Raw genomic sequence first — 23,859 nt, forward strand, 5'->3', positions numbered from 1 at the left:
CGGAAAATATAATCATGGCACTTACCGACGTTCTGGTTCCCCAACTCTCTGAATCCATCTCCGAAGCCACTTTGCTGGAGTGGAAAAAACAACCTGGTGAAATGGTCCAGGCTGACGAAATCCTGATCGAAGTCGAAACCGACAAAGTCGTGCTGGAAGTTCCCGCCCCTGCCTCGGGCGTGCTGAGCGAGATCGTCAAAGCCAATGGCAGCACCGTGACCTCCGGTGATGTATTGGCTCGTATCGACACCGAAGGCAAGGCCAGCGCTGCCGCTCCAGCCGCTGCCGCTGAAGCCGCTCCTGCGGCTGCACCTGCAGCCGCTCCCGCCGCTCCTGCTGCATCGGTATCGTCCGTAGCATCGCCTGCGGCCGCCAAGATCCTGGCTGAAAAAGGCGTGGAAGCCAGCTCCGTGGAAGGCTCCGGCCGTGGCGGTCGCATCACCAAGGGTGACGCACTGCAAGCCAACACCGCGTCCGCCAGCAAGCCTGCCGCCGCTCCCGTGGCTCCTCCTACCCTGTCCCTGGATGGTCGTCCAGAACAGCGCGTACCGATGAGTCGCCTGCGTGCCCGTATCGCCGAGCGTCTGTTGCAGTCGCAGTCCGAAAACGCCATGTTGACTACGTTTAACGAAGTCAACATGCAGGCGGTGATGGATCTGCGTAAAAAGTACAAAGACCAGTTCGAGAAAGAGCACGGCGTCAAGCTGGGTTTCATGTCCTTCTTCGTGAAAGCCGCAGTGGCTGCTTTGAAGAAGTACCCCGTGTTGAACGCCTCGGTAGATGGCAAAGACATCATCTATCACGGCTACTTTGACATTGGTGTAGCGGTTGGTAGCCCACGCGGTCTGGTGGTGCCTATCCTGCGCAACGCCGACCAGTTGAGCATTGCTGAAATCGAACAGCAGATTGCTGATTTCGGCGCCCGTGCTCGTGACGGCAAGCTGACTCTGGAAGAGATGACAGGCGGCACTTTCTCGATCTCCAACGGTGGCGTGTTCGGCTCCATGCTGTCCACTCCCATCATCAACCCACCACAGTCCGCCATTCTGGGCATTCACGCCACCAAGGATCGCGCCGTTGTGGAAAATGGTCAGATCGTGGTTCGCCCCATGAACTACCTGGCCATGTCCTACGACCACCGCATCATCGACGGCCGCGAAGCCGTTCTGGGTCTGGTGGCCATGAAGGAAGCCCTGGAAGATCCACAGCGTTTGCTGTTGAACGTCTAAGCACGTGGTAGTTCCGGTCTAGTATGTTTACGGCCAAGTGCTTGCTTCTAAGCCTTGGCCGGCTTTGTTTAAGGCCCTGGGGGCTGGTTTTTCCGGCCTGACTGCTTCCCGTCTGACTCGCAGACGGTCCAGTGCGCCTTTTCACATTTATGGGATTTTTTTATGGCTAAGCAATTTGATGTTGTCGTGATTGGTGCGGGCCCTGGTGGCTACATCGCCGCCATCCGTGCGGCTCAACTGGGTATGAGCGTTGCTTGTGTGGACGCCTGGTCGACCGCTGAAGGCAAGCCCGCTCCTGGCGGCACCTGCACGAACGTGGGTTGCATTCCTTCCAAGGCCTTGCTGCAATCGTCTGAGCATTTCGAGCACGCCAATCTGCACCTGGCCGAGCACGGTGTGGACGTCAAGGGCGTATCGCTGAACCTGGACAAGCTGATCGGTCGCAAAGATGTGGTCGTCAAGCAAAACAACGATGGCATTTTGTACCTGTTCAAAAAGAACAAGGTGACTTTTTTTCACGGCACCGCCTCCTTTGGCGCCAAAGTGGATGGCGGCTGGTCCGTGAACGTAGCCGGTGCCAATGCTGAAGAGCTGGTTGCCAAAAACGTCATCATTGCGACCGGTAGCTCGGCCCGTGCCTTGCCCGGTGCCGAGTTCGACGAAGAACAAATTCTGTCCAACGATGGCGCATTGCGTCTGCCCAAGGTACCCAAGAAGCTGGCCGTGATTGGCGCCGGCGTGATTGGTCTGGAGCTGGGCAGCGTGTGGCGTCGTCTGGGTGCTGAAGTGACCATTCTGGAAGGGGCTCCCGAGTTCTTGTCCGCTGTGGATCGCGACGTTGCCAAGGAAGCATTGAAGGCTTTCACCAAACAAGGTCTGAAGATCAACGTGGGCGTGAAAGTGGGCGAAATCAAAAAGTCCGCCAAACAGGTCACCATCAACTACGTGGATGCAGCTGGCGCCGAGCAAAAACTGGAAGCCGACAAGCTGATCGTCTCCATTGGCCGTGTTCCTAACACCGCCGGCCTGGGCGCGGAAACCATCGGTCTGAAGCTGGACGAGCGTGGCTTTGTGATTGTGGACGAGGATTGCGCGACCAGCCTGCCCGGTATCTGGGCAGTGGGTGACGTGGTTCGTGGTCCTATGCTGGCGCACAAGGCGGAAGAAGAAGGGGTGGCCGTGGCCGAGCGTCTGGCTGGTCAGCAGCCGCATGTCAACTTCGACACCGTGCCTTGGGTTATCTACACCTCGCCCGAGATCGCCTGGGTTGGCAAGACCGAACAGCAACTGAAGACGGACGGCCGTGCTTACCGCGCTGGCAGCTTCCCCTTCCTGGCTAACGGCCGTGCCCGCGCACTGGGTGATACAACCGGCTTTGTGAAGGTTCTGGCGGATGCCAAGACCGATGAGGTCTTGGGTGTCCACTTTGTGGGTCCTGTGGCTTCCGAACTGGTGGCTGAAGCGGTTGCCATCATGGAATTCCGTGGCGCATCCGAAGATATCGCCCGTATTTGCCATGCACACCCAACCCTGTCCGAAGCTCTGAAAGAAGCGGCTCTCGCAGTGGATAAGCGCGCTCTGAACTTCTGATAGACTTTCAGGGTGTTGTGGGAAAAGGGCGGGCACAGTCTCGCCCTTTTTTTCGCCACCAAAGGCTGTTCACGTCAGTCTGGCAGGGCTGGCATGTGTGTGATGGTGACCGCGCTGCAAGGCTCAGGGCCTGCCTTAATAGCCGTGCTGCGGCGGGCCGCAGCGCAGGCTGGCAGATCACTACCTGTCCTGGACAGGTTCTTTTATTTTCAGTGCTATGAATGTTCGCGAGTATTATCATCAGGCCCTAGCAGAAAAAGGCTACCGTGCCGACCAGGCGCAAGAGCAGGCTATTGAGCGGCTGCAACGCTATTACGACGAGTGGGTGGCCTATCGCAAGATGCGATCCAGCGCCTTGCGCCGTATGTTCTCCCGCCCGGAGGTGCCGCGTGGGGTGTACTTATGGGGAGGCGTAGGACGTGGCAAGAGCTTCCTGATGGACGCTTTCTACCTGACAGTGCCGCTCAAGCGCAAAACCCGGATTCACTTTCATGAATTCATGCGCGGCGTGCACAAAGAGCTCAATCAGGTCAAGGGCATGAGCGACCCGCTGGACGAGGTCGCCAAACGTATCGCCAAGCGTTATCGCCTGATCTGTTTTGACGAGTTCCATGTTTCGGACGTGGCTGACGCCATGATTCTGTACAAGCTGCTGCTGGGCTTGTTCGAGCGCGGCACATCCTTTGTGATGACGTCCAACTACGAGCCCTCCACGCTGTATCCGGAAGGTCTGCACCGCGACCGCATTCTGCCCGCCATTGCGCTGATCCAGAAGAACATGGATATCATGAACGTGGATACCGGCGTGGATTACCGTCGTCGTGCGCTGGAACAGGTGAAAACCTATCTGACGCCCTTGGGGCCGGAGACCACCGCAGAGCTGCAATCCATGTTCACCGCCCTGTCTGACACGGCTCCTCAAGAGCCTGTGCTCAGTATCGAAAATCGGGATGTGAAAGCGGTGGCCTTGTCCGGCTCGGCCGTGTGGTTCGATTTCGAAACCCTGTGCGTGAGCCCACGCTCACAGAACGACTATCTGGAACTGGCCAATCGTTTCCAGACTGTGATCCTGTCCGATGTTCCCCGTATGACGGCCCGTGATGCTTCTGCCGCACGGCGTTTCACCTGGCTGGTCGATGTTTTTTACGACCACAAGGTCAAGTTTATTATGTCCGCGGCGGTGCCCGAGGAACAGTTGTATGTGGATGGCCCCATGGCTAATGAATTTCACCGTACTGTCTCGCGGTTGATGGAAATGCAATCGCGCGAGTACCTGGAGTCAGAACGGCGCCAGGCAGTTATTTTGTAGGAATGGGGTGCGGCCCTGGCCCGGGCACCTGATTCCTGACCCTGACACGTAGTTTTATAAGCGTATTTTTTATCATGACGACACGAGTACTGACCGGTGTTACCACAACCGGTATTCCACATCTGGGTAATTATGCTGGCGCGATTCGTCCCGCCATCCGTGCTAGCCAACAAGCCGATGTCGACGCCTTTTTCTTCATGGCCGATTACCATGCCCTGATCAAATGCGACGATCCAGAGCGCGTGGCCATCTCGCGCCGTGCGATTGCCGCGACGTGGCTGGCCTGCGGCCTGGATGTGGAAAAAGTAACGTTCTACCGTCAATCTGATATTCCCGAGATTCCAGAGCTGGCCTGGATGCTGGGGTGTGTGACCGGCAAAGGCCTGATGAACCGTGCCCATGCCTATAAAGCCGCCGTGGACAAGAATGAGCTGGCGGGGGCCGAGCCTGATGATGGCGTGACCATGGGGTTGTTCAGCTACCCCGTGCTGATGGCGGCCGATATTTTGATGTTCAATGCACACAAAGTGCCAGTGGGCCGCGATCAGGTCCAGCATTTGGAAATGGCCCGTGATATCGCCAAGAGCTTCAACCATCTGTATGGTCGTGGCCAAGAGCTGTTTGTGTTGCCCGAAGTGCAGGTCGAAGAAGACGTGGCACTCTTGCCCGGTCTGGACGGGCGCAAGATGTCCAAGAGCTACGACAACACGATCCCGTTGTTCGAAGGTGGCGCCAAGGCATTGAAGGCAGCCATTGCCCGCATTGTGACGGACTCCAAAGGCCCGGGCGAGCCTAAAGATCCGGATGATTCGCACCTGACAGCCTTGTACAAGGCATTTGCGACACCTGAGCAGACTCAAGCCTTCCGGCAGCAGTTGATCGAGGGCATGGCCTGGGGCGAGGCCAAGGATGCCTTGCACCAGTTGCTGGAAGCCATGATTGCTCCCATGAGGGATCGTTACGAAGCCCTGATGGCTCGTCCTCAAGACATTGAAGACCTGTTGCAAGTTGGCGCCCGTAAGGCCCGTGCCTATGCAACGCCTTTTATCCATGAATTGAAAGCCGCGGTTGGCTTGCGTGACCCATTGAGCGTGACGGCCGTCAAAACGGAATCCAAGGCTCGCAAAGCTCGCTTCGTGAACTTCCGCGATGAGGATGGTACTTTCCGTTTCCGCCTGCAAGACGCTGCCGGTCAAGCCTTGTTTCTGTCCCGCTCCTATGCGGACCCCAAGCAGGCCGGTGTAGCGATCAAGGCCTTGCAGACGGCGGCATTTGATGAGGTGGTCAGGCAAGAGGGCTCGGAACTGCAGATTCATTGCGCAGGGGAAGAAGTCGCGCGGGTATCGGTCGATCAGCGTGACGCCGTCCACGCCGCTTTGGACTCGATGCGGGACTAGCAGGGATGATGCGCTGCAGGGTTGATCCCTCCTTGGGATGGAGTCTGCAGCTGCCCTGATGTCGGGTTTTATGTCCCGTCCTGACGAGCCAACGCCTCAAGCTACTGGTGCATGCGCATAAAAGCGCTTGACGAGGGTGAGGTTCAGCCAGGGCTGGGAGTGATGTGCGGCTGGCGCAAAACATCGAGCCCTGCATGAATGCTCACGCAGGGCTCGCTACTTTTGTTCAGATTGTGCACCTAGTCTTTATTCTGCCGCCTGGGCTGGTATGTCCAGCTGCTCGCAGAGCGTCAGAATTTCGTCCAGGTGCTCACGTTTGACGACGATCAGCTGGAACTCCTCGTCATAGCTCTGGGCAAACTCCAGCAGACAGTAGGAGGGGTGAAACTCCTGCAACTGTTCATTCGCCCACTGAAAAAAGCCGTCCACATCCTGGAAAGGCATGTCGTCGTAAGGAAAAGCGGGCAGGTCCCGGCTTTCAAAAGCGGCCAGAATCTCTTCCCACAGCTCATCGACGGTATCGGCTAGTGCCAGATAGTCATCCAGCTCGTAGCTGATGGCCAGGACCAGAGCGCCATCCGGATCATGTTCCATCAGGTTCTGGGCATGCTTGCCATAGGCCTCACCCATCGCCGCTGTACTGGCGCTGGCAGCCAGAACGGTCTGGCTGATGGCTGCAATCTCCTGCTCCTCCTGATCAAATCCGGTCAGCAGATTGAGCAGACGCGTCAGTTGGGAAAGGCGCTCGGTCTCAGTCATGGCTTATCTCCGAAGTTTGCTAAAGGCCGCTGCCATGGCACCTGTTGGTGCCGGTTCAGCTTGCCGGTTGGGGCGATTGTTTCCGGAACGGCGCTGGGGAGCGTTGCTTGTGCTGTTGGAACCACGCACCGGGGCGCTGTCGTCGTTCAGGCGCATGGTCAAACCAATACGCTTGCGGGCTACATCCACTTCCTGGACTTTAACCTTAACCGTCTGACCTACGCGAACCACATCGCGTGGATCTTTCACAAAGGTGTCCGACAGGGCGGAGATATGCACCAGGCCATCCTGATGGACACCCACATCCACAAAGGCACCAAAGTTGGCCACATTGGTGACCACGCCTTCCAGAATCAGACCGGGCGTCAGGTCATTCAGGGAGTTGATGCCTTCCTGGAATTTGGCGGTTGTAAATTCAGGGCGTGGGTCACGACCGGGCTTTTCAATTTCGTTAAAAATATCACGCACGGTGGGTAAACCAAAGCGCTCATCCGTAAAGTCCGAGGGAGACAGGCCTTTGAGGGCGCCTGATTTACCCATGACATCGCTGGCCTGGGCCTGTAAGCGCTCCAGAATACGAGCGGCAACCGGGTAGGCTTCGGGGTGAACGGCAGACGCGTCCAGGGGGTTGGCTGCGCCGGGAATACGCAAGAAGCCCGCTGCCTGCTCAAACGCTTTCTCGCCGAATCGGGGTACTTCGCGCAATTGTTTGCGGCTCTGGAAAGCCCCGTTCTCGTCACGCCAGGCCACGATGTTTTTGGCCAGAGTGTTGTTCAGCCCCGAAACCCGGGCGAGCAGGGGAGCAGAAGCAGTGTTCACGTCCACCCCGACTGCGTTCACACAATCCTCGACTACCGCATCCAGACTGCGGGCCAGCTCGCGTTGGTTGACATCGTGCTGGTACTGCCCGACACCAATGGATTTGGGGTCGATCTTGACCAGCTCGGCCAGGGGGTCTTGCAGGCGGCGGGCGATGGAGACGGCACCACGCAGGCTGACGTCCATATCAGGAAATTCCTGGGCAGCCATTTCCGAAGCAGAGTACACCGATGCCCCTGCCTCGGACACGACGACGCGGGTCAGTGGCAGTTGCGGGAAGGCCGCCTGAAGGTCGGCCACCAGTTTTTCTGTTTCACGCGACGCTGTGCCGTTGCCAATGGCTACCAGTTCAACTTGGTGACGGGTAGCCAGACCGGCCAGGGTGCGAATTGCCCCTTCGCGGTCGCGACGAGGCTCAAAGGGGTAGACGGTGGCGGTATCCAGTACCTTGCCGGTGGCATCGATCACAGCGGCTTTGACGCCGGTACGAATGCCAGGGTCCAGGCCCAGAACGGCTTTATTGCCCGCGGGGGCGGCCAAGAGTAAATCGCGCAGGTTGGCGGCAAACACGCGGGTGGATTCCTGCTCGGCTTGTTCGCGCAGACGACCAATCAGCTCGGATTCAAACGCCGTCAGCAACTTGACGCGCCAGGTCCAGCGGCAGACCTCGGCCAACCAGTGATCCCGTGGGCTGGCGTCGGCGGAAAAGTCAGCGCCAATATCGGTCAGTTCCGCCACTTTCAGCACACAAGGGTGCGGCAAAAGCTGATCCTGTTCGGGGTTCAGGCCCAGGCGCAGGTCCAGCGCACCTTGCTGACGACCGCGCAACAAAGCCAGTACGCGGTGAGAAGGTAGTTGGCGCAGCGCTTCGTTAAAGTCGAACCAGTCGCGGAATTTGTCACCTTCCTGTTCCTTGCCTTCGGCAACCTTGGAGTACAGGTGGGCGGACTTCCACAGATAGTCGCGCATGGCTTCCAGCAGATCGGCCTGTTCAGCAAAGCGCTCGGCCAAAATGTCGCGGGCGCCGTCCAAAGCGGCCTTGGCTGTGTCGATTTTGGCCTCGGCATTCAGGTAGCCTTCGGCCAGGGCCAGTGGATCGGCCTCTTTTTGGGCCAGAATGGCGTCTGCCAGCGGCTCCAGACCCGCTTCGCGGGCAATTTGGGCACGGGTGCGACGCTTGGGCTTGTAAGGGGCGTACAAGTCTTCCAGACGCTGCTTAGTGTCCGCTGCCAAAATGGCCTGTTCCAGCTCAGGCGTCAGTTTTTCTTGCTGGCGGATCGATTCCAGAATGGCATGACGACGCGATTGCATATCGCGCAAATAGATCAGGCGCACTTCCAGATCGCGCAGGACATTATCGTCCAGGCCACCGGTGGCTTCCTTGCGGTAACGGGCAATAAAAGGGACCGTGGCCCCGTTGTCCAAGAGCTCGACCGTGGCGGCGGCTTGTTGGATGCGGATGTTCAGTTCAGAGGCCAGTAGCGCCAGAATCTGTTGGTGATCCTGTTGCTGGGCGAGGGTTTCCACAGTCATTTCAGTTATGGGTCCATCGTTGTAAAAGGGTCTGCAAGCGCCGCATTTTGCCATAAAGACCGGCAGCGACCCAGAATTGGCAGGTATCATCTTGTATGTATTCCACTGTGATTGTAGACAGTTCTGTCTTTCATCACCTCACCCTTAGCGGTTTTGCCCCATGTTGTTGCAGGATTATTCCGATATATTTTCCCCTCAGGGCCCCCTGGCAGGGTCTGTCTCGCACTATCGTCCGCGGCAGGCTCAGCTGGAGCTGGCCCAAGCCATCAGCGAAACGGTCGCCGACTCCGGCGTGCTGATCGCCGAGGCCGGTACAGGAACGGGCAAGACCTGGGCCTATCTGGTGCCTGTGTTCATGCAAGGGGGCAAAGCGCTGGTCTCGACCGGCACGCGCACCTTGCAGGATCAATTGTTCCGGCGCGACATTCCCCACTTGCGCAAGGCGCTGGCCCTGCCGGTGGATGTGGCCTTGCTCAAGGGGCGCAGCAACTATGTTTGCCATTACCATCTGGAGCGCCTGGGGCAGGACGACCGAGCCCTGAAGTCCCGTGCGGAGATCGCGTATCTGCGAGCCATCCAGCTTTTTACCGAGCGCAGTCGTAGTGGCGACAAAGGCGAACTGGCCGAAGTCCCTGAGGATGCGGACATCTGGCATCGGGTCACGTCCACACGAGATAATTGCCTGGGGCAGGATTGCCCCTTTGTACGTGACTGTTTCGTGATGAAAGCGCGCCGCCATGCTCAGGATGCCGATGTGGTGGTGGTGAATCATGCCTTGTTCATGGCCGACTTGGCCCTGCGCGAAGAGGGTGTGACGGATTTGCTGCCCAGCGTGGATCTGGTGGTGTTTGACGAAGCCCACCAATTGCCCGACGTGGCCACCCGTTTTCTGGGTAGTAGCGTGTCCTTGTACCAATTGACCGATTTGTGTCGGCAGATTGAAGCGGCAGGTCTGGCCCAGGCGCGCGAGACCGTGGACTGGAGTCAGGTCGCCCGCAAGTTGGAGCAAGCCGCTCGGGATTTGCATTTGCGAACCGCGTCGCTGGCGGCTCAAGGTGGCCGTGCAACGTTCCAGGCCTTGCCCGAGCCGGAGCTGTTTGATGAAGCGCTGGAGCATTTGCTGGAAACCTTCGACAAGGTCATCAAGATGCTGGCCATGGTGGCGGAGCGGCATCCTGATCTGGCCGCGGCTCATAAAAGCGCCTTGGACTTGCGGGCGCGTTTGTTTCAGTGGAGCCAGCCGGATCGTCAGGGGCGCCATGCCTACCTGCCTGAAAGTGAAAAAGAGCAGGACCAGCCCGATGAGTTTGTCCGTTGGGTCGAAAGTGGCCAGCACTATTTGCGTTTGCACAGTGCTCCTTTATCGGTGGCCAAGATTTTTTCGCGCTACAGAGGCAAGGAGCAGTCCTGGGTGCTGACCTCGGCCACCTTGTCGGTGCATGGCGATTTCAACCACTTCAAGCGACAGCTCGGTTTGTTTGATGCTCGCACCGAAGCCTGGGCTTCACCGTTCGACTATCCGAATCAGGCACTGTTTTATGTGCCCAGCACCTTGCCGCTTCCCAGTCATCCGAATTTCAATCAGGCTTTCGTGGATGCGCTCATCCCCCTGATCAAGGCCGGGCAGGGCGGGGTGCTGGTGCTGTGCACCACCTTGCGTTCGGTGGAGCGAATCGCTGAGATGTTGCGGGATCGATTCGATCGGGAAGACATTGAGCGTAACGTGCTGCGCCAGGGAGAGCGATCGCGGCAAGTGCTGCTGGATGAGTTCCGGGCGCGTGGCAATGCGGTGCTGGTGGGCAGCGCCAGTTTCTGGGAAGGGATTGACCTGCCCGGTGATGCACTGACTCTGGTGGCAATCGACAAACTGCCCTTTGCGCCACCTGATGATCCCGTGCTGGAAGCGCGTATCAAGGAGTGCAAGGATCGAGGTGGTAATCCCTTTATGGAATACCAACTGCCAGAAGCCGCGATTGCCTTGAAACAAGGAGCAGGGCGCCTGATCCGTACCGAGCGCGACTGGGGCGTGTTGATGGTGGGTGACACCCGTATTGTCGAGAAACCCTACGGCAAATTGCTGTGGCGGGGTTTGCCACCCTTTGCCCGTACTCGTGATCCTGCCCGTGCTCTGGCGTTTCTGCGGGAGCAGAAAGCCCGGCGGCAAAGCGAGGAAGTGACGGATGTCTCGATGCAAGATGGCCCGGCGCAGCGCTGACGGCGCCATTAAGGAGCTGCTTCCGTACACCCGTTCATAGATCAAGATAATGCTGGAGGTCGGTTGTTTGGCCGATTTCCAGTTTAGTCGGGTGCTTGTTTCCAGAGGCAAGAAACGCTTTTGTTTTCTGAGTACAATGACGGCTATGGCTACCCTTGCTTACTTCACATTGGAACCGCTGGATTACCGGGGCGCAGCCATGCCTCGCGGACACTTCCACTCCGTTACACCGCCCTAAGTGGCACTAGCGCTGCAAGAGCGCTCTCTTCTTGTCCCCTACCTGTTTGACTGGTCTGTAGCTATCCATCGCTACGGGCTTGCTCCTGTTTGCCTTGCACGTTCTGCCCTTGTTTGTGGAGTAGGGCGTTGTGAGCGCGTCTATCCCTTGTTTGCTAAGGGCAGTGTTCATGTTTATTGAAAAAATGAGAACGGAGTGGTTCTCCAACGTTCGGGGTGATTTGCTGGCTGGTCTGGTGGTGGCCTTGGCCCTTATTCCTGAAGCGATCGCATTTTCCATTATTGCCGGAGTCGATCCTAAAGTCGGTCTGTATGCCTCTTTCTCTATCGCCACGCTTATTGCTTTTGTTGGCGGGCGACCCGGGATGATTTCGGCAGCGACCGGGGCGATGGCCTTAGTGATGGTGACCTTGGTGAAAGAGCATGGGCTCGACTATCTGTTGGCTGCAACCATTCTGGCAGGAGTACTGCAAATGTTGGCTGGGTTTTTACGCCTCGGCCAGCTTATGCAGTTTGTCTCTCGGTCGGTTATCACGGGCTTCGTCAACGCGTTGGCTATCTTGATTTTTATGGCCCAATTGCCAGAGTTAAGCAATGTCGCCTGGCCCGTTTATGCGATGACTGCGGCAGGTCTGCTTATCATTTATGGATTGCCTTATTTCACCAAGGCGGTGCCTTCGCCCTTGGTGGCCATTGTTGTTCTAAGTATTGTGTACATGGTTTTGGAACTGGATATCCGTACCGTCGGCGATATGGGAGCCTTGCCGGACAGTTTGCCCAGTTTTTTGATCCCACAGGTTCCCTGGACGTGGGAGACCGTGCAAATTGTCTTTCCTTATTCTGCCACCCTATGTGTCGTGGGCCTGCTCGAATCATTGATGACGGCCACCATTGTGGACGATATGACCGACACCACGAGTAACAAGGATAGAGAGTGTGTCGGTCAAGGTATTGCCAATATCGCTACGGGTTTTGTGGGAGGCATGGCTGGTTGCGCCATGATTGGTCAGTCAGTGATCAACGTGAAATCCGGTGGCCGCGGTCGCCTGTCCACCTTAACGGCGGGTGTGGTGCTCTTGATACTGGTTGTGTTCCTGGGGGAGTGGGTGAAGCAGATACCTATGGCGGCCCTGGTCGCTGTGATGGTGATGGTTTCTATCAGCACCTTTAATTGGCGCTCGATCAAGGATCTGGTGGTTCACCCCAAAACATCCAGTGTCGTCATGTTGGCCACGGTGGTGGTAACGGTGGCCACGCATGATTTGGCCAAGGGAGTACTGACAGGCGTTTTGTTTTCTGGCGTGTTCTTTGCACATAAAGTTCGCCGTGTTTTGCAAGTTAGCTCCAGCCTTAGCCAGGATGCCCAGACCCGTACGTATGTCGTGTTTGGGCAGGTGTTTTTTGCTTCTGCAGAGAGCTTTGTTGAGAAGTTCGACTACCAAGAGAAAGTGGCGCGCATTTGCATCGATGTAAGCCAGACACGATTCTGGGACTTAAGCTCGGTCGCAGCGCTGGATCGGGTTGTGCTGAAACTGCGCCGTGGTGGAGCCTATGTCGAGGTGCACGGTTTGGATGCCAGCAGCACGGCGATGGTGGCGCAATTTGCCAGTTATCCCAGAAATAAGGATATGGATTCTGTAAGCGTTCATTAATTGAAACGGCCGGAGCTGGATGCTCCGGCTTTAAGTTTTATGTATTGGCCATTGTTGCTCCTGATTGAAAGTAGTTAGGCTCCGGCTTTCAGTCTTTTACGGCGCTTCATCTACTGAAAATAATCATTCAGGTTTAAACAAAAAACGTAACTGATCGCAGGGTAATCCCCATACTCCATGTCATTGACTCACCAAATCTGACTCATTACCATCGCAACATACAACTATGTATGTTCTAAAACCACTTGTGTTTGGTGATCCGCATGACAAGAGAAAAAGCGTTGCCGCGAGTAATGCGTTTTGACGATTTGGTCTTTCAGCCTCGACAGGAAAAGCCAGAGATGGCGCAGTTGGCGGAGATTGTGGGCGAGGATGACGGTACGCCTCTGGGGGCGGGGTATGCACGTTTGAATCAGGCCCGTATTGAATGGACCGTGCTGTATGACGAGGTCGTGACGGTGATTGAGGGCAGCATGCGCATTCACACCCCTGAGGGCATTCTGGAGGCGGGGCCGCGCGATTGCATCTGGCTGCCTGCTGGCACCCCCTTGATCTATGAAGCAGACTCCGCGCTGATTCATTACTGTCTGCACCCCAGCAACTGGGCCAGCGCACGGGCGGCGACATGAGCATCCAGAACATTACGTGTCTGCCCGAGAACGACAAGACCAATGGCTGGAGTCGCTTGCTGGCTCCCCGCACACCCAAGCCCGCCTTGGCTAACGACGTGCACGCTGACTGGGTGGTCGTCGGTGGTGGCCTGGCCGGCTTGGCCGCAGCCCGTCGCCTGGCAGAGAATCGCCCCGGCGACCGCATCGTTGTGCTGGAAGCGGATCAGGTGGGCGAGGGCGCGCAAGGTCGAAACTCAGGCTTTGCAATTGATAGCCCTCATAACGTCGGCAGTTCCATGGGCGAGCTGGATGCCGCCCGCTCGCATGTACGCCTGGCGCGTACCGCGATTGCTTACTTGAAAACCCAGGTCGAGCGTTACGGCATCGAGTGCGACTGGAGTCCCATCGGGAAGTTCCACGCCGCGGTTTCCGAGGAAGGCGTACGCACAACCTTGAAGCCTACGCTGCAAGTGCTGGAGTCCTTGAAGGAACCGCATGAGTGGCTGGACGGCAAGGCGCTGCACGACAAGCTGGGATTCAAGCATTTCCGCACAGGGATTTATACCCCCGGCACCGTGTTGTTGAACCCGGCTGGTCTGTCGCGTGGTCTGGCCGACAATATGCCTCCCAACGTCACCGTCTACGAAAAAACACCTGTGCTGTCCTTGCAGCAAGGCGATGGCGTCACGCTGGAAACACCCGGTGGCAAGGTTCGTGCAGGCAAGATGATTCTGGCCGTGAACGTCTTTGCGGAGCAGTTCGGTTTTTATAGCGGCAAGCTGATGCCGATGGCGGCTCATGCCAGCTTGACCCGTTGCCTGACGGAAAGCGAACAGCGCGAACTGGGTGGTTTGCCCAGCTGGGGTTTGACGCCCGCCAACGCCTTTGTGGGCATTACCATGCGTCGCACCAATGACCAGCGCATTCTGATTCGTCAGCACATGACATACGCTCCCAGTTTGCGTAGCGATAACGAGAGCCGTCGCCGCGTGCGCATTGAGCACAAAACCCTGTTTGACGAGCGTTTCCCGAATCTGAAGAACGTGGAAATGGAGCACACCTGGACGGGCTTCATCTGTCTGTCCCGTAACGGCTCGCCCGGCTTTGGTCAGGTGGCCCCGCATGTGTATTCCGCAGTGTGTCAGAACGGGGTGGGGCTGACCAAGGGCACGATCTCGGGCATGTTGGTCGCGGATCTGGCTTGCGGTCTGGACAATCCCTTGATTGCCGATATGCAGGCTTTGGGGCAACCCGATGCCTTGCCGCCACGCCCGTTTCTGGATATCGGCGTCCGGGCCCGTTTGGGCTGGGAGCTGTGGCGAAACCGGGCGGAAGCCTGATACTCAAAGTGTGAACAACAAATTTAAAAGAGATACCCAGGAGGAGTTATGAAGCTGTTGAGCAAGACTTTGCTGACTGTGATGTTCAGCCTGAGCGCGGCCACCGCGTCCGCGCAAACCATGCGCATTGCGACGGACTCGGGCGCGCAAGGTTCACCCAGTGGTGATGCCATCGAGAAATGGGCGGCTCTGATTAAAGAAGGCACGCAAGGCGCTTTGTCGCCGCGCGTGTTTTATCAAAACCAGTTGGGTGGTCAGGAGGAGGTGTTCGACCAGCATGTGGCTGGTGACGTGCAGTTGATGCTGAACTGGCCCATGACCTCCTACGACAAGCGCATCGCGGTGATCTATACGCCCTATATGTTCACCACCTGGGAGGAGGCGCTGGCCGCTTATCAACCGGGTGGCTGGCTGAATCAAACCCTGGATGGTGTGTATAAGGAAAATGGCTTGAAGTTTTTTGGCGCCTGGCCTGAAGGGTTCAATGGAGTGGCCACCAAAGGCAAACATGCGCTGACCGTGCAGGACGCCAAAAATATCAAGGTGCGCGTGCCTCCTATCGCCCTGATGCAGCAGTCCGTGCAGGCCATGGGTTACCAGACGGCCGCCATTGATTGGGGTGAAGTGTTTACCTCGATTCAGACCGGCGTGGTCGATGGCGATGCAGCCAACGTCATTTATTACGACTACGAGTACTTCCGGGACACGCTGGATTACTACGTGCGCAGCAAGCAGCAGTTTATTACCGGTGTGCTGTCCATGAACCTGCAGGCCTGGGAGGCCTTGAAGCCCGAGCAGCAGCAAGTCGTTCAGGCTTCGGCCATCGCCATCATGAAGGATCAGTTCGCCAAGGCTCAAGAGACCGACGCGGCAGTGGTCGAGAAATGGAAAGCCTTGGGCAAACACTATATCGAACTTGACAAGGATCAACTGGCCGCGCTGGGAGAGCATGTCCGCGCGCAGGTCTGGCCGTCCATGAAGTCACAGGTAGGCGATAGCATCATGGCGCATATCGAGAAAAATGCCTCGGCGCTGAAGTAAGCAGCGGCGTACAAGGGAGTATGACTGTGAGTGAGGACCTTCCGATCAAGCAAGGCCCGGCCCTGATCGCCCTTCAATGGCTGGCCATTGTGTCCAGCATTGTAGTGGCGGCAGGTTTGGCCTACGTGGTGGCTGCGCGTTATTACCTCCACTGGCCAGCAACCGGTGTCCATACCATTGTGATGGTGGCGGCGATTTGGCTGTACATGACAGGGGCGCTGATCGCCAGCCAGTCCCGTCAGCATCTGGTGGTGGATTACCTGTCCCATCGTTTGAAAACGCCGCGTGCGCGAGCGATTCACCGATTCTGTGTGGCAGTGCTGGTGCTGCTAATTGTGGTGGCCTTTGCCTATTGGACCTTGCGCATGTTCATGTGGGGATCGCGTTTTTCCACCACGATGGCCGAGCTGTCTATCCCTGTCTGGGTTCCTCAGTCAGCTATCGGTCTCAATGCCCTCGGCAGTCTGGCCTATGGCTTGCGTGATGTCTATGAGTCCTGGATGGCCTTGCAACGGGGAGAATATTAATCATGCATGCTGGTTTTTCTGTTCTCCTGCTTTTGTTCCTGCTGGGCGTGGGAGTGCCGGTGGCCTGGTCTTTTGCCGGTACGCTTTTGCTGCTGACCTGGGTGTATGACGTCAATCTGAATACGTTGATGCTGCAGGGTTTTCGCTCTTTGAACTCCTTGGTTCTTCTGGCTTTGCCTTTATTTATCATGGCGGGGTATTTGATGCAGGCCGGCGGGATCGCCCACCGGCTGGTTGGCTTTGCCGAAATGCTGGTCAAGAACCGCCGCGGGGGGATGGGGGCCAGCATGGTCCTGGCTTCCGGGGTGTTCGGAGCCATTTCGGGTACGGCTTCTGCAGCGGTTGCCTCGATCGGAACGATTCTGGTCGACCCCATGGAGCAGCGTGGTTATCCGCGCCCCTATTCAGCGGCCTTGCTGGGAATTTCTTCTTTGCTGGGGATTCTGATCCCACCATCGATCACCATGATCTTGTTTGCGGTTGTCACCCAGCAGTCCGTGGTGGCCTGTTTTGCGGCAACAATTGGTCCCGGGCTGCTCCTGATGGTGGGTTTGATCCTGTTTAATTACGTGGTCGCAGGACGTTGGTTCAAAGAGCAGCCCACGCCACCAGCCTCCGATACAGGCCGTCGTTCTGCATTGGGAAGCCTGCTTTTGGCGATTCCCGCCTTATGCATCCCCGTGCTGATTCTGGGGGGGATTTACGGGGGCGTATTCACGCCAACCGAGGCAGCGGCGGTGGCGGTTGTGCTCGTGATTGGGATTGGCTGCTTTGTGTATCGTGAGCTGACTTTGCGCAAGTTATGCGACAGCTTTGTACGCACGGCCGAGACCACAGGCACGGTCATTCTGATCTTGCTGTTCTCTTTCCTGATTGGCCGTATCCTGGTGGCGCAGGGCGTGCCGCAGGACCTGACAACTTTTGTGACAGGACTGGTCGATAGTCCCATCGGCATTTTGTTGATGGTCAATGTGTTTTTGATTCTGGTGGGGATGATTATCGACGACGTGTCGCTGACCGTTGTCGTCGCTCCCTTGCTTCTGCCTTTGGTAGGCGTGGCGGACGTCAATCCGATTCAGTTTGCCGCCATCGTGGCGTGTGCTGTGATTGTGGGTTCCAACAGCCCGCCCATGGCACCGGTGCTGTACATGTCCTGTCGCATCAGTAAGGTGACAGTCCATCGCTCTTTTGGCCCGGCCATCGCCATGATCGTATTCGTCGCCATTCCGGTTCAATTGATCACTACCTTCGTGCCCGCTGTTTCCTTGGCGTTTCCACGAATGCTGGGTCTGTTATAAGAGGAGCGCCGGTATACTTTGGCGACTAAAGCGACTCTACAAGCAGGCGATATGAGTGATAAGGAACTGATTGAACGGGTGGCCCAGGCCGGGGCCCTGACCGAGCCCAACGTGCATCTGACACGGGCGGACTGGCTGGAAGCCGCTATCCGCCTGTTCGTGCAGGAAGGGGTGGAGGCCGTGCGTATCACCCGGCTGGCGCAGCTTATGGCCGTCACGCGAGGCAGTTTTTACTGGCATTTCAAGGACAGGGACGACCTGCTGGACGGGCTGGTTGGTTTTTGGGAGCAAAAGAACATGCGTTCCACCATGCTGGCGCTGGAGAACGTGGACAATTTGCAAGATGGCATGTTGTCCCTGTTCTCCACCTGGCTGGACGTGTCCCGTTTTGAGCCGGGTCTGGATATGGCCATGCGGGATTGGGCAAGGCGCTCCGAGCGGGTGCGGCAAGCCGTCGCGCGGGCGGACAAGGCCTGCATGAACGCCTTGGCCAATTTCTTCCAGCGCATGGGTGTGGAAGAGATCGAAGCCCAGACCCGAGCCCGGACCACGTATTTTTGCCAGATAGGCTATTACCTGATTGGTCTGCAAGAGGATCTGGAGGACCGGATGGTGTATTTGAACGACACCATGAAAATCCTCGGAGGCCAAGCCTTAGACCCGGCCAAGGCCGAGGCTTTTGCCGAGCGCATGTATAGCGTGCAAAAGGACAATGCCAGGAAAGAGCGGTGATACTTAGGATGCTCTGGAGCCAGTGGGGGGATGGGCGGACTCGGATGGCCGCCAGGGCACGGAGCTATCTGATGGATAGTCTTATTGATAGTCCTTGCTCGGATGATTAGGACAACACAAGCTGGCAGGGAACATCAGTTTGAAGGTAGAAAAAAACTAAAAGGGCCGAATCCTGGATGGGATTTGGCCCTTTTTTGGGTTGCGTTCTGCGAGACGTTTTATTGTCGCCTCACAAAGGCAGCGCGTATTGTGCGCTGCTTTGCTTCAAGGCTTAGAACCAGTTGATCGGGTTCCAGTAATTCACCTTGGAATCCAGCCCTTCCTTGAAGTACTTCGAGTCAGGGAAGTTTTCGTCCATCACCCGCTTGGTGGTGTCGCGCAGTTCGGTCTGACCCAACTTGTCGTAGGACAGGTACATCAAGTACAGCGCACGTTCAGCAATGGGCACGCCTTTGAAGTCGGTAATGACGGTCTGTGCACGGTTTACGGCCGCCACGTACGCCCCACGCTTGTAGTAGTACTCAGCCACGTGTACTTCGTTCTGTGCGATGGTGCTGACCAGCCAGGTCAGCCGCTTGGCTGCATCGGGCGCGTAACGGCTGTTAGGGTAGCGTTGCAGCAGATCGTTAAAGGCTTCGTAGGACTCACGCAGACCTTTGGGGTCACGCTCGCTGGGGTCCTGCTGGGTGATATTGGACAGGGCCGCACTGGGAGGCGTAAAAGAAATCAGCCCTTTCAGGTACAACATGTAATCGGTGCCAGGGTGGCTGGGGTATTGCTTCTGAAAGCGGTCAATTGCCGCTAGGGCCTTGGCAGGCTCGTCGTCCTTCCAGTTGATGTAGGCTTGGTCGATCAGCGATTGCTGTGCATAGGTGCCAAAGGGATAGCGGGACTCGACGGCTTCCAGGCGGGTACGCGCGTCTTTCCAGTTGCCGGCCGCCATCTCTTCACGGGCGTCTTTATACAAGCGCTCGGCGGTCCAGCCCGAGGTAGGGTCAACTTCTTTTTTGGTAGTGCCGCAGCCAGCAAGCAATGTGGCAGCCAGCATTAATGCGGCTACTTGGGCCAGCTTGGTACCACGAATACGTGGCAAGTTCAGGTTCATGCGAGTCACAAAAGCGTCCTTGGTGTTAGCATTGCTGCTCAATTATATGATTTGTCGCCATGCCTGACACAGATACTGAAAAAGATAGTGTTGTTTCTTCCGACGCACTGCGTTTTATCCTTCCCATCTCCGCGTCTCCCGATCGTCTGGACAAGACTTTAGCGCGTTTGCTGCCGCAGCATTCGCGCAGCCGTCTGCAGTCCTGGGTCGAGAGCGGGCATGTGCTTGTCAACGGCCAGGTGGTCAAGGTCAAGCATACGGTTTATCCCGGTGACATCGTTCAGGTCTGGGAGCAACAGGCACCCGAAGACATGGCGTTCGAGCCCGATGACGTGGACTTTGAAATTGTGGCTCAAAGCGATTCCTGGCTGGTGGTTAACAAGCCGGTAGGTCTGGTCACGCACCCGGGCGCGGGTAACTGGCGCGGCACCTTGCTCAATGGTCTGCTGTTTCGCTTTCCCGCTTTGCGTCAGGTGCCCCGTGCCGGTGTCGTGCACCGGCTGGACAAAGATACGTCCGGCTTGCTGGTTGTCGCTCGCACGGAAGTTGCTCAAACCCACTTTGTCCGACAATTGCAAGAGCGTAGCATGGGACGCCAGTATCTGGCCCTGGTTCATGGCGTATTGCCGGGTCAAGGTTCGGTTGAGGAGCCCATCGGGCGTGACTTGCGCGTTCCCGTACGCATGAGTACCGGGCCCTCTGTCGCTCCCAAGCCGGCAGTAACGCATTATCAGATGCTGCGTCAGGGCTATGCCGGTGACGAGGCGGTGACCGAGGTGGCGTGTCGCTTGGAGACAGGGCGTACCCATCAGATCCGGGTCCACCTGAGTTCGATCAAGCACCCCTTGCTGGCCGATACGCTTTATGGCGGTCGGGCCGTGGCGGGCGCGCAGCGTCAAATGTTGCACGCTCATGTGCTGGAGTTTGAGGACCCCGATACCGGCGAGCGTCGTCGCTTTTCGGCCGAGCCACCGGCTGATTATCAATCTGTTGCAGAGACGATTGAATGGCACACGCACAGCTGATTCCTACGGTTGGCGGCCCCGAACAAGCGGGACTGCTTTATTTCTGTACGACTCGTGCCGGTGGTGTCAGCCAGGGCGAGCGGGAAAGCCTGAACCTGGGGCTGAATACGGGTGATGATCCGCAGCGGGTGCAGGCCAATCGTCAGCGTATGGTGGACTTTTTGGGCGTAGAGCCGATCTGGCTGGCGCAAGTTCATGGCACGGATGTGCTGGATGCCGATCAGGATCTTTTACCCGCCGAGCCTCGGCAGTTTGACGCCGCCGTCACTACCCGTAGCGACCGCACGCTGGCTATCTTGACGGCCGACTGCCTGCCCGTCGTGATCTGGGACGAGCAAGCCCGGGTCGTGGGGGTTGCTCATGCCGGTTGGCGTGGCTTGCAGGCCGGGGTGCTGGAGCGAACCTGGCAGGCGATGGTAAGGCGCTGCCCGCAAGCGGGTTCCTGGCAGGCCTGGATTGGGCCGGCCATCAGCCAGAAGCACTTTGAGGTGGGGCAGGAGGTGTTTGATGCCTATGTCCGGGCGGACCCTGAATTGGCTACTTTTTTTTATGCGGGAAAGCATCCCGGCAAATGGCAGGCAGATTTGCCCGCCATTGCGCGCCATCGCTTGGAACAATTGAGTCCGGGCGCCATGAAGGTGCATCTAAGTGGCTTGTGCACGTTCGAGGATGATGCGCGGTTTTACTCCTATCGCCGTTCGCCGCAAACGGGCCGACAAGTCACCATTGCGCGTCTGGCCCATCGCTAGCCGTTTTTTGTTCCTACGCACTATGAAAAGCAGGCTTTGGTTTCAGTTGATGGTGTGTCAGCCTAATTAATTACCCCAATTGACTGGGTTTGCGACGAACGTCATGCTCTAAGCGTATTTGCAATTCGTTTACAGGTGGCAGATGTCGAGTAACAACCGTGCTTTTCAAGGTTTTGGCAAACCGATCGATGCCGCCCGCTGTGCTGAATTGCAAGCCCATTACCTGCAGCAGTGGCAGAATTTGTGGGAACAGGCCCAGCGTGGCGACTTGCCCCCGGCGAAAGACAGACGGTTTGCCGATGCCGCTTGGCAGAACAATCCTACCGCCCTGTTCAATGCCCATGTCTGGCAACTGAGTGTTCAGGCCATGAACGATATGCTCGGTCTGATGGAGCTGGATGAGGCCCAGCACGAGCGTCTGAGCTTTTCCACCATGCAGTGGGCCGAGGCCATGTCGCCCAGCAACTACCTGATGCTCAATCCCCAGGCCCTGCAGACCATGATGGATACTGGCGGCCAGTCGGTCCTGGAGGGCATGTCCAATTTTATGGAGGACTGGCAAAAAGGACGTTTGACGCAAACGGATGAAAGCCAGTTTCAGCTTGGGGTTAACGTGGGCACCACGCCTGGTGCCGTGGTGTTTCAAAACGATATCTTTCAGTTGATCCAGTACGCGCCCACCACCGCGATGGTGCATGCCGTGCCGTTGCTGATCGTGCCACCGTGCATCAACAAATTCTATATTCTGGATTTGCAGCCTGAGAATTCCTTTGTGCGTCACGCCCTGGATCAGGGCTTGACCGTATATCTGATGTCCTGGCGAAATCCTCAGCCTACCGATGAGCCCCATATTCATGCCCTGAGCTGGCAGGATTATCTGGAGCAAGGCGTGCTCGAGGCGGTTCGTGTCAGTCAGGAGCTATCGGGGCAGGACAAGATCAATACGCTGGGTTTTTGCATCGGAGGCACCTTGCTGGCCAGCGCGTTGGCGCTGGCGCGTGCCAAAGGGCAGGAGCCAGCCGCGTCCATGACCCTGCTGACCACCATGCTGGACTTTAGCGATGTCGGCATGCTCAACGTCTTTATTGACGAGGCGCAGGTTGCCTTTCGGGAGTGGCAGTTGGGGCAGGGGGGATTGCTCAATGCCCGTGAACTAGCCAGTACCTTTTCGTTTTTGCGTCCCGCCGAACTGGTTTGGAATTATGTGAGTAGTAATTATTTGCAGGGCAAGAAGCCGCCTGCGTTTGATTTGCTGTATTGGAACTCTGATGGCACGCATCTGCCCGGTCCTTTTTTTACCTGGTATCTGCGTAACACCTACTTGGAAAACCGTCTGATTCAGGATGGGGGAGTGCCGGTCGGTCAGTATCGTGCTGACCTGAGCAGCCTGGCTTTGCCGGTTTATGTGTACGGTTCCAAAGAAGACCATATTGTGCCGTGGCAATCGGCCTATGCTTCTTTGCGGGCGTTGCCTGCTGCCCAAGCTCGTTTTGTGCTGGGAGCATCGGGCCACATCGCTGGCGTCATTAATCCCCCTGCCAAGCAGCGCCGTAACTACTGGGTGCTGCAGGAAGATGAACCCCTTGCCAGCCTGCAGGCTCAGCAGTACCTGGAGCGGGCCCAGTCTGTTCCCGGCAGTTGGTGGACGGATTGGATTGCCTGGCTTGCGCCCTTGTCGGGATCGCGGCGTCGCGCCAAACGTCGCTTGGGCAATGCGCGCTATCCCGTTCTGGAAGAGGCGCCTGGCAGTTATGTAAAAGTGCGTGCCAGTTAATTTTTCTGTTTTTCAGATTTTGGGAGCAGGGCCGCTGGCCTGCTTCCTTCATCCCGATGTCAGGCTTTCTCATTGCCCGGGCTGGCGCAGGGATATGAGCTTTGTCACCCCTTTCTGGAGATGTCTATGAGCAGCAAAGTAGCGTACGTAACTGGTGGTATGGGAGGGATAGGGACAGTCATTTGTCAGCGCCTGGCCAAGGACGGTTTCACCGTGATTGCAGGCTGCGGCCCCAATCGTGATTTTCAGAAATGGTTGGGCGAACAGGCCGAATTGGGTTACGCCTTTCATGCGTCAGTGGGCAACGTGGCAGACTGGGACTCCACTGTCGAGACGTTCAAGAAAGTGTTTGCCGAGTTTGGCCGCGTGGATGTGCTAGTCAACAATGCAGGGATCACGCGCGATGGCACCTTTCGTAAAATGAGTCAGGAAGACTGGCGTGCCGTGATCGACACCAATTTGAACAGCCTGTTCAACGTGACCAAGCAAGTGATCGATGGCATGGTGGAGCGTCAATGGGGGCGTATCATCAATATCAGTTCGGTCAATGGGCAAAAAGGTCAGTTTGGCCAGACCAACTACTCGACAGCCAAAGCCGGTATTCATGGCTTTACGATGGCCTTGGCTCAAGAAGTTGCCAATAAAGGGGTGACAGTCAATACTATTTCCCCCGGATATATTGGCACCGACATGGTCCGGGCGATTCGTCCTGACGTTCTGGAGAAAATCGTCGCTACCATTCCGGTGGGGCGCTTGGGCACCCCCGATGAAATCGGGTCCATGGTTGCCTGGCTGGCGTCGGGTGATTCGGGTTTTGCCACTGGTGCGGATTTCTCCCTGAATGGCGGTCTGCACATGAGCTAAGGCTTGCAGACGTACACAGTGCATGTTTTGTTTTATTGATTAGGAAGTAAGCA

At 57.1% G+C, this 23,859-nt stretch carries 19 protein-coding genes; 16 read left to right on the forward strand and 3 right to left on the reverse strand.

The window, feature by feature from the left end; genetic code table 11:
• Window positions 1-14 precede the first annotated feature (14 nt).
• The 4 genes from odhB (at window position 15) to ACOZ42_RS04745 (ending at window position 5,525) form a co-directional block, all read left to right on the forward strand.
• The gene (odhB, locus tag ACOZ42_RS04730) at window positions 15-1,229 is read left to right on the forward strand and encodes a 2-oxoglutarate dehydrogenase complex dihydrolipoyllysine-residue succinyltransferase (protein ID WP_003802515.1); all 1,215 of its coding nucleotides are present in this window, start codon (window positions 15-17) and stop codon (window positions 1,227-1,229) included.
• 162 nt (window positions 1,230-1,391) lie between these two features.
• Window positions 1,392-2,819, forward strand: coding sequence for a dihydrolipoyl dehydrogenase (gene lpdA, locus ACOZ42_RS04735; RefSeq protein WP_003802513.1), 1,428 nt, complete (start codon window positions 1,392-1,394; stop codon window positions 2,817-2,819).
• A 217-nt stretch (window positions 2,820-3,036) separates the two neighbouring features.
• Window positions 3,037-4,128: a cell division protein ZapE gene (gene zapE, locus ACOZ42_RS04740; RefSeq protein ID WP_003802510.1), complete on the forward strand. Its 1,092-nt coding sequence runs from the start codon at window positions 3,037-3,039 to the stop codon at window positions 4,126-4,128.
• Between the two features lie 74 nt (window positions 4,129-4,202).
• A complete protein-coding gene (locus tag ACOZ42_RS04745; protein ID WP_003802508.1) occupies window positions 4,203-5,525 on the forward strand; it encodes a tryptophan--tRNA ligase in 1,323 nt (440 codons plus the stop codon).
• Window positions 5,526-5,771: 246 nt separating this feature from the next.
• Here the strand turns inward: ACOZ42_RS04745 and ACOZ42_RS04750 are convergent, their stop codons facing one another.
• Together ACOZ42_RS04750 and ACOZ42_RS04755 are read right to left on the reverse strand one after the other, a co-directional pair.
• The gene (locus tag ACOZ42_RS04750; RefSeq protein ID WP_003802506.1) at window positions 5,772-6,284 is read right to left on the reverse strand and encodes a hypothetical protein; all 513 of its coding nucleotides are present in this window, start codon (window positions 6,282-6,284) and stop codon (window positions 5,772-5,774) included.
• Window positions 6,285-6,287: 3 nt separating this feature from the next.
• Window positions 6,288-8,636 carry a Tex family protein gene (locus tag ACOZ42_RS04755; RefSeq protein WP_426345605.1) on the reverse strand — a complete coding sequence of 783 codons (2,349 nt, stop codon included), beginning with the start codon at window positions 8,634-8,636 and terminating at the stop codon, window positions 6,288-6,290.
• 160 nt (window positions 8,637-8,796) lie between these two features.
• On the opposite strand from ACOZ42_RS04755, the gene ACOZ42_RS04760 reads away from it, so the two are divergent.
• The 8 genes from ACOZ42_RS04760 to ACOZ42_RS04795 all read left to right on the forward strand — a co-directional run bounded on the left by ACOZ42_RS04760 (window position 8,797) and on the right by ACOZ42_RS04795 (window position 18,289).
• A complete protein-coding gene (locus ACOZ42_RS04760) occupies window positions 8,797-10,851 on the forward strand; it encodes an ATP-dependent DNA helicase (RefSeq protein ID WP_003802502.1) in 2,055 nt (684 codons plus the stop codon).
• A 407-nt stretch (window positions 10,852-11,258) separates the two neighbouring features.
• Entirely contained in the window at window positions 11,259-12,740 is a 1,482-nt protein-coding gene (locus ACOZ42_RS04765; protein ID WP_059318782.1) for a SulP family inorganic anion transporter, read from the forward strand.
• A gap of 263 nt (window positions 12,741-13,003) precedes the next feature.
• Window positions 13,004-13,369, forward strand: coding sequence for an ethanolamine utilization protein EutQ (locus ACOZ42_RS04770; protein WP_230406269.1), 366 nt, complete (start codon window positions 13,004-13,006; stop codon window positions 13,367-13,369).
• Window positions 13,366-14,691, forward strand: a complete 1,326-nt coding sequence (locus tag ACOZ42_RS04775) for an NAD(P)/FAD-dependent oxidoreductase (protein WP_426345606.1) — start codon at window positions 13,366-13,368, stop codon at window positions 14,689-14,691. The genes ACOZ42_RS04770 and ACOZ42_RS04775 overlap by 4 nt, the downstream gene beginning before the upstream one ends.
• Window positions 14,692-14,739: 48 nt before the next feature.
• Window positions 14,740-15,732, forward strand: a complete 993-nt coding sequence (gene dctP / locus ACOZ42_RS04780; protein ID WP_059318784.1) for a TRAP transporter substrate-binding protein DctP — start codon at window positions 14,740-14,742, stop codon at window positions 15,730-15,732.
• A 20-nt stretch (window positions 15,733-15,752) separates the two neighbouring features.
• Window positions 15,753-16,259, forward strand: coding sequence for a TRAP transporter small permease (locus tag ACOZ42_RS04785; protein WP_003802492.1), 507 nt, complete (start codon window positions 15,753-15,755; stop codon window positions 16,257-16,259).
• A 2-nt stretch (window positions 16,260-16,261) separates the two neighbouring features.
• Window positions 16,262-17,557 carry a TRAP transporter large permease gene (locus ACOZ42_RS04790; protein ID WP_003802490.1) on the forward strand — a complete coding sequence of 432 codons (1,296 nt, stop codon included), beginning with the start codon at window positions 16,262-16,264 and terminating at the stop codon, window positions 17,555-17,557.
• A 51-nt stretch (window positions 17,558-17,608) separates the two neighbouring features.
• Window positions 17,609-18,289: a TetR/AcrR family transcriptional regulator gene (locus ACOZ42_RS04795; protein WP_426345607.1), complete on the forward strand. Its 681-nt coding sequence runs from the start codon at window positions 17,609-17,611 to the stop codon at window positions 18,287-18,289.
• Window positions 18,290-18,560: 271 nt separating this feature from the next.
• Here the strand turns inward: ACOZ42_RS04795 and ACOZ42_RS04800 are convergent, their stop codons facing one another.
• Entirely contained in the window at window positions 18,561-19,358 is a 798-nt protein-coding gene (locus ACOZ42_RS04800) for an outer membrane protein assembly factor BamD (protein ID WP_426345833.1), read from the reverse strand.
• Window positions 19,359-19,453: 95 nt separating this feature from the next.
• Between ACOZ42_RS04800 and ACOZ42_RS04805 the strand changes: the two genes are divergently transcribed.
• From ACOZ42_RS04805 to phbB, 4 genes are all read left to right on the forward strand, one after another.
• Window positions 19,454-20,419, forward strand: a complete 966-nt coding sequence (locus tag ACOZ42_RS04805) for an RluA family pseudouridine synthase (protein WP_003802484.1) — start codon at window positions 19,454-19,456, stop codon at window positions 20,417-20,419.
• Window positions 20,401-21,168, forward strand: coding sequence for a peptidoglycan editing factor PgeF (gene pgeF, locus ACOZ42_RS04810; protein WP_426345608.1), 768 nt, complete (start codon window positions 20,401-20,403; stop codon window positions 21,166-21,168). The genes ACOZ42_RS04805 and pgeF overlap by 19 nt, the downstream gene beginning before the upstream one ends.
• A 142-nt stretch (window positions 21,169-21,310) precedes the next feature.
• Complete coding sequence (locus ACOZ42_RS04815; protein WP_059318787.1) at window positions 21,311-22,942, forward strand: PHA/PHB synthase family protein; 1,632 nt, start codon at window positions 21,311-21,313, stop codon at window positions 22,940-22,942.
• 126 nt (window positions 22,943-23,068) lie between these two features.
• On the forward strand, window positions 23,069-23,806 hold the full coding sequence (gene phbB, locus ACOZ42_RS04820) for an acetoacetyl-CoA reductase (RefSeq protein WP_003802477.1): 738 nt from the start codon (window positions 23,069-23,071) through the stop codon (window positions 23,804-23,806).
• The last annotated feature ends 53 nt before the right edge of the window (window positions 23,807-23,859 follow it).

Origin of the sequence: Alcaligenes sp. HNGD-HTN06 (assembly GCF_049932565.1) — a bacterium.
GTDB lineage: Bacteria > Pseudomonadota > Gammaproteobacteria > Burkholderiales > Burkholderiaceae_B > Alcaligenes > Alcaligenes ammonioxydans.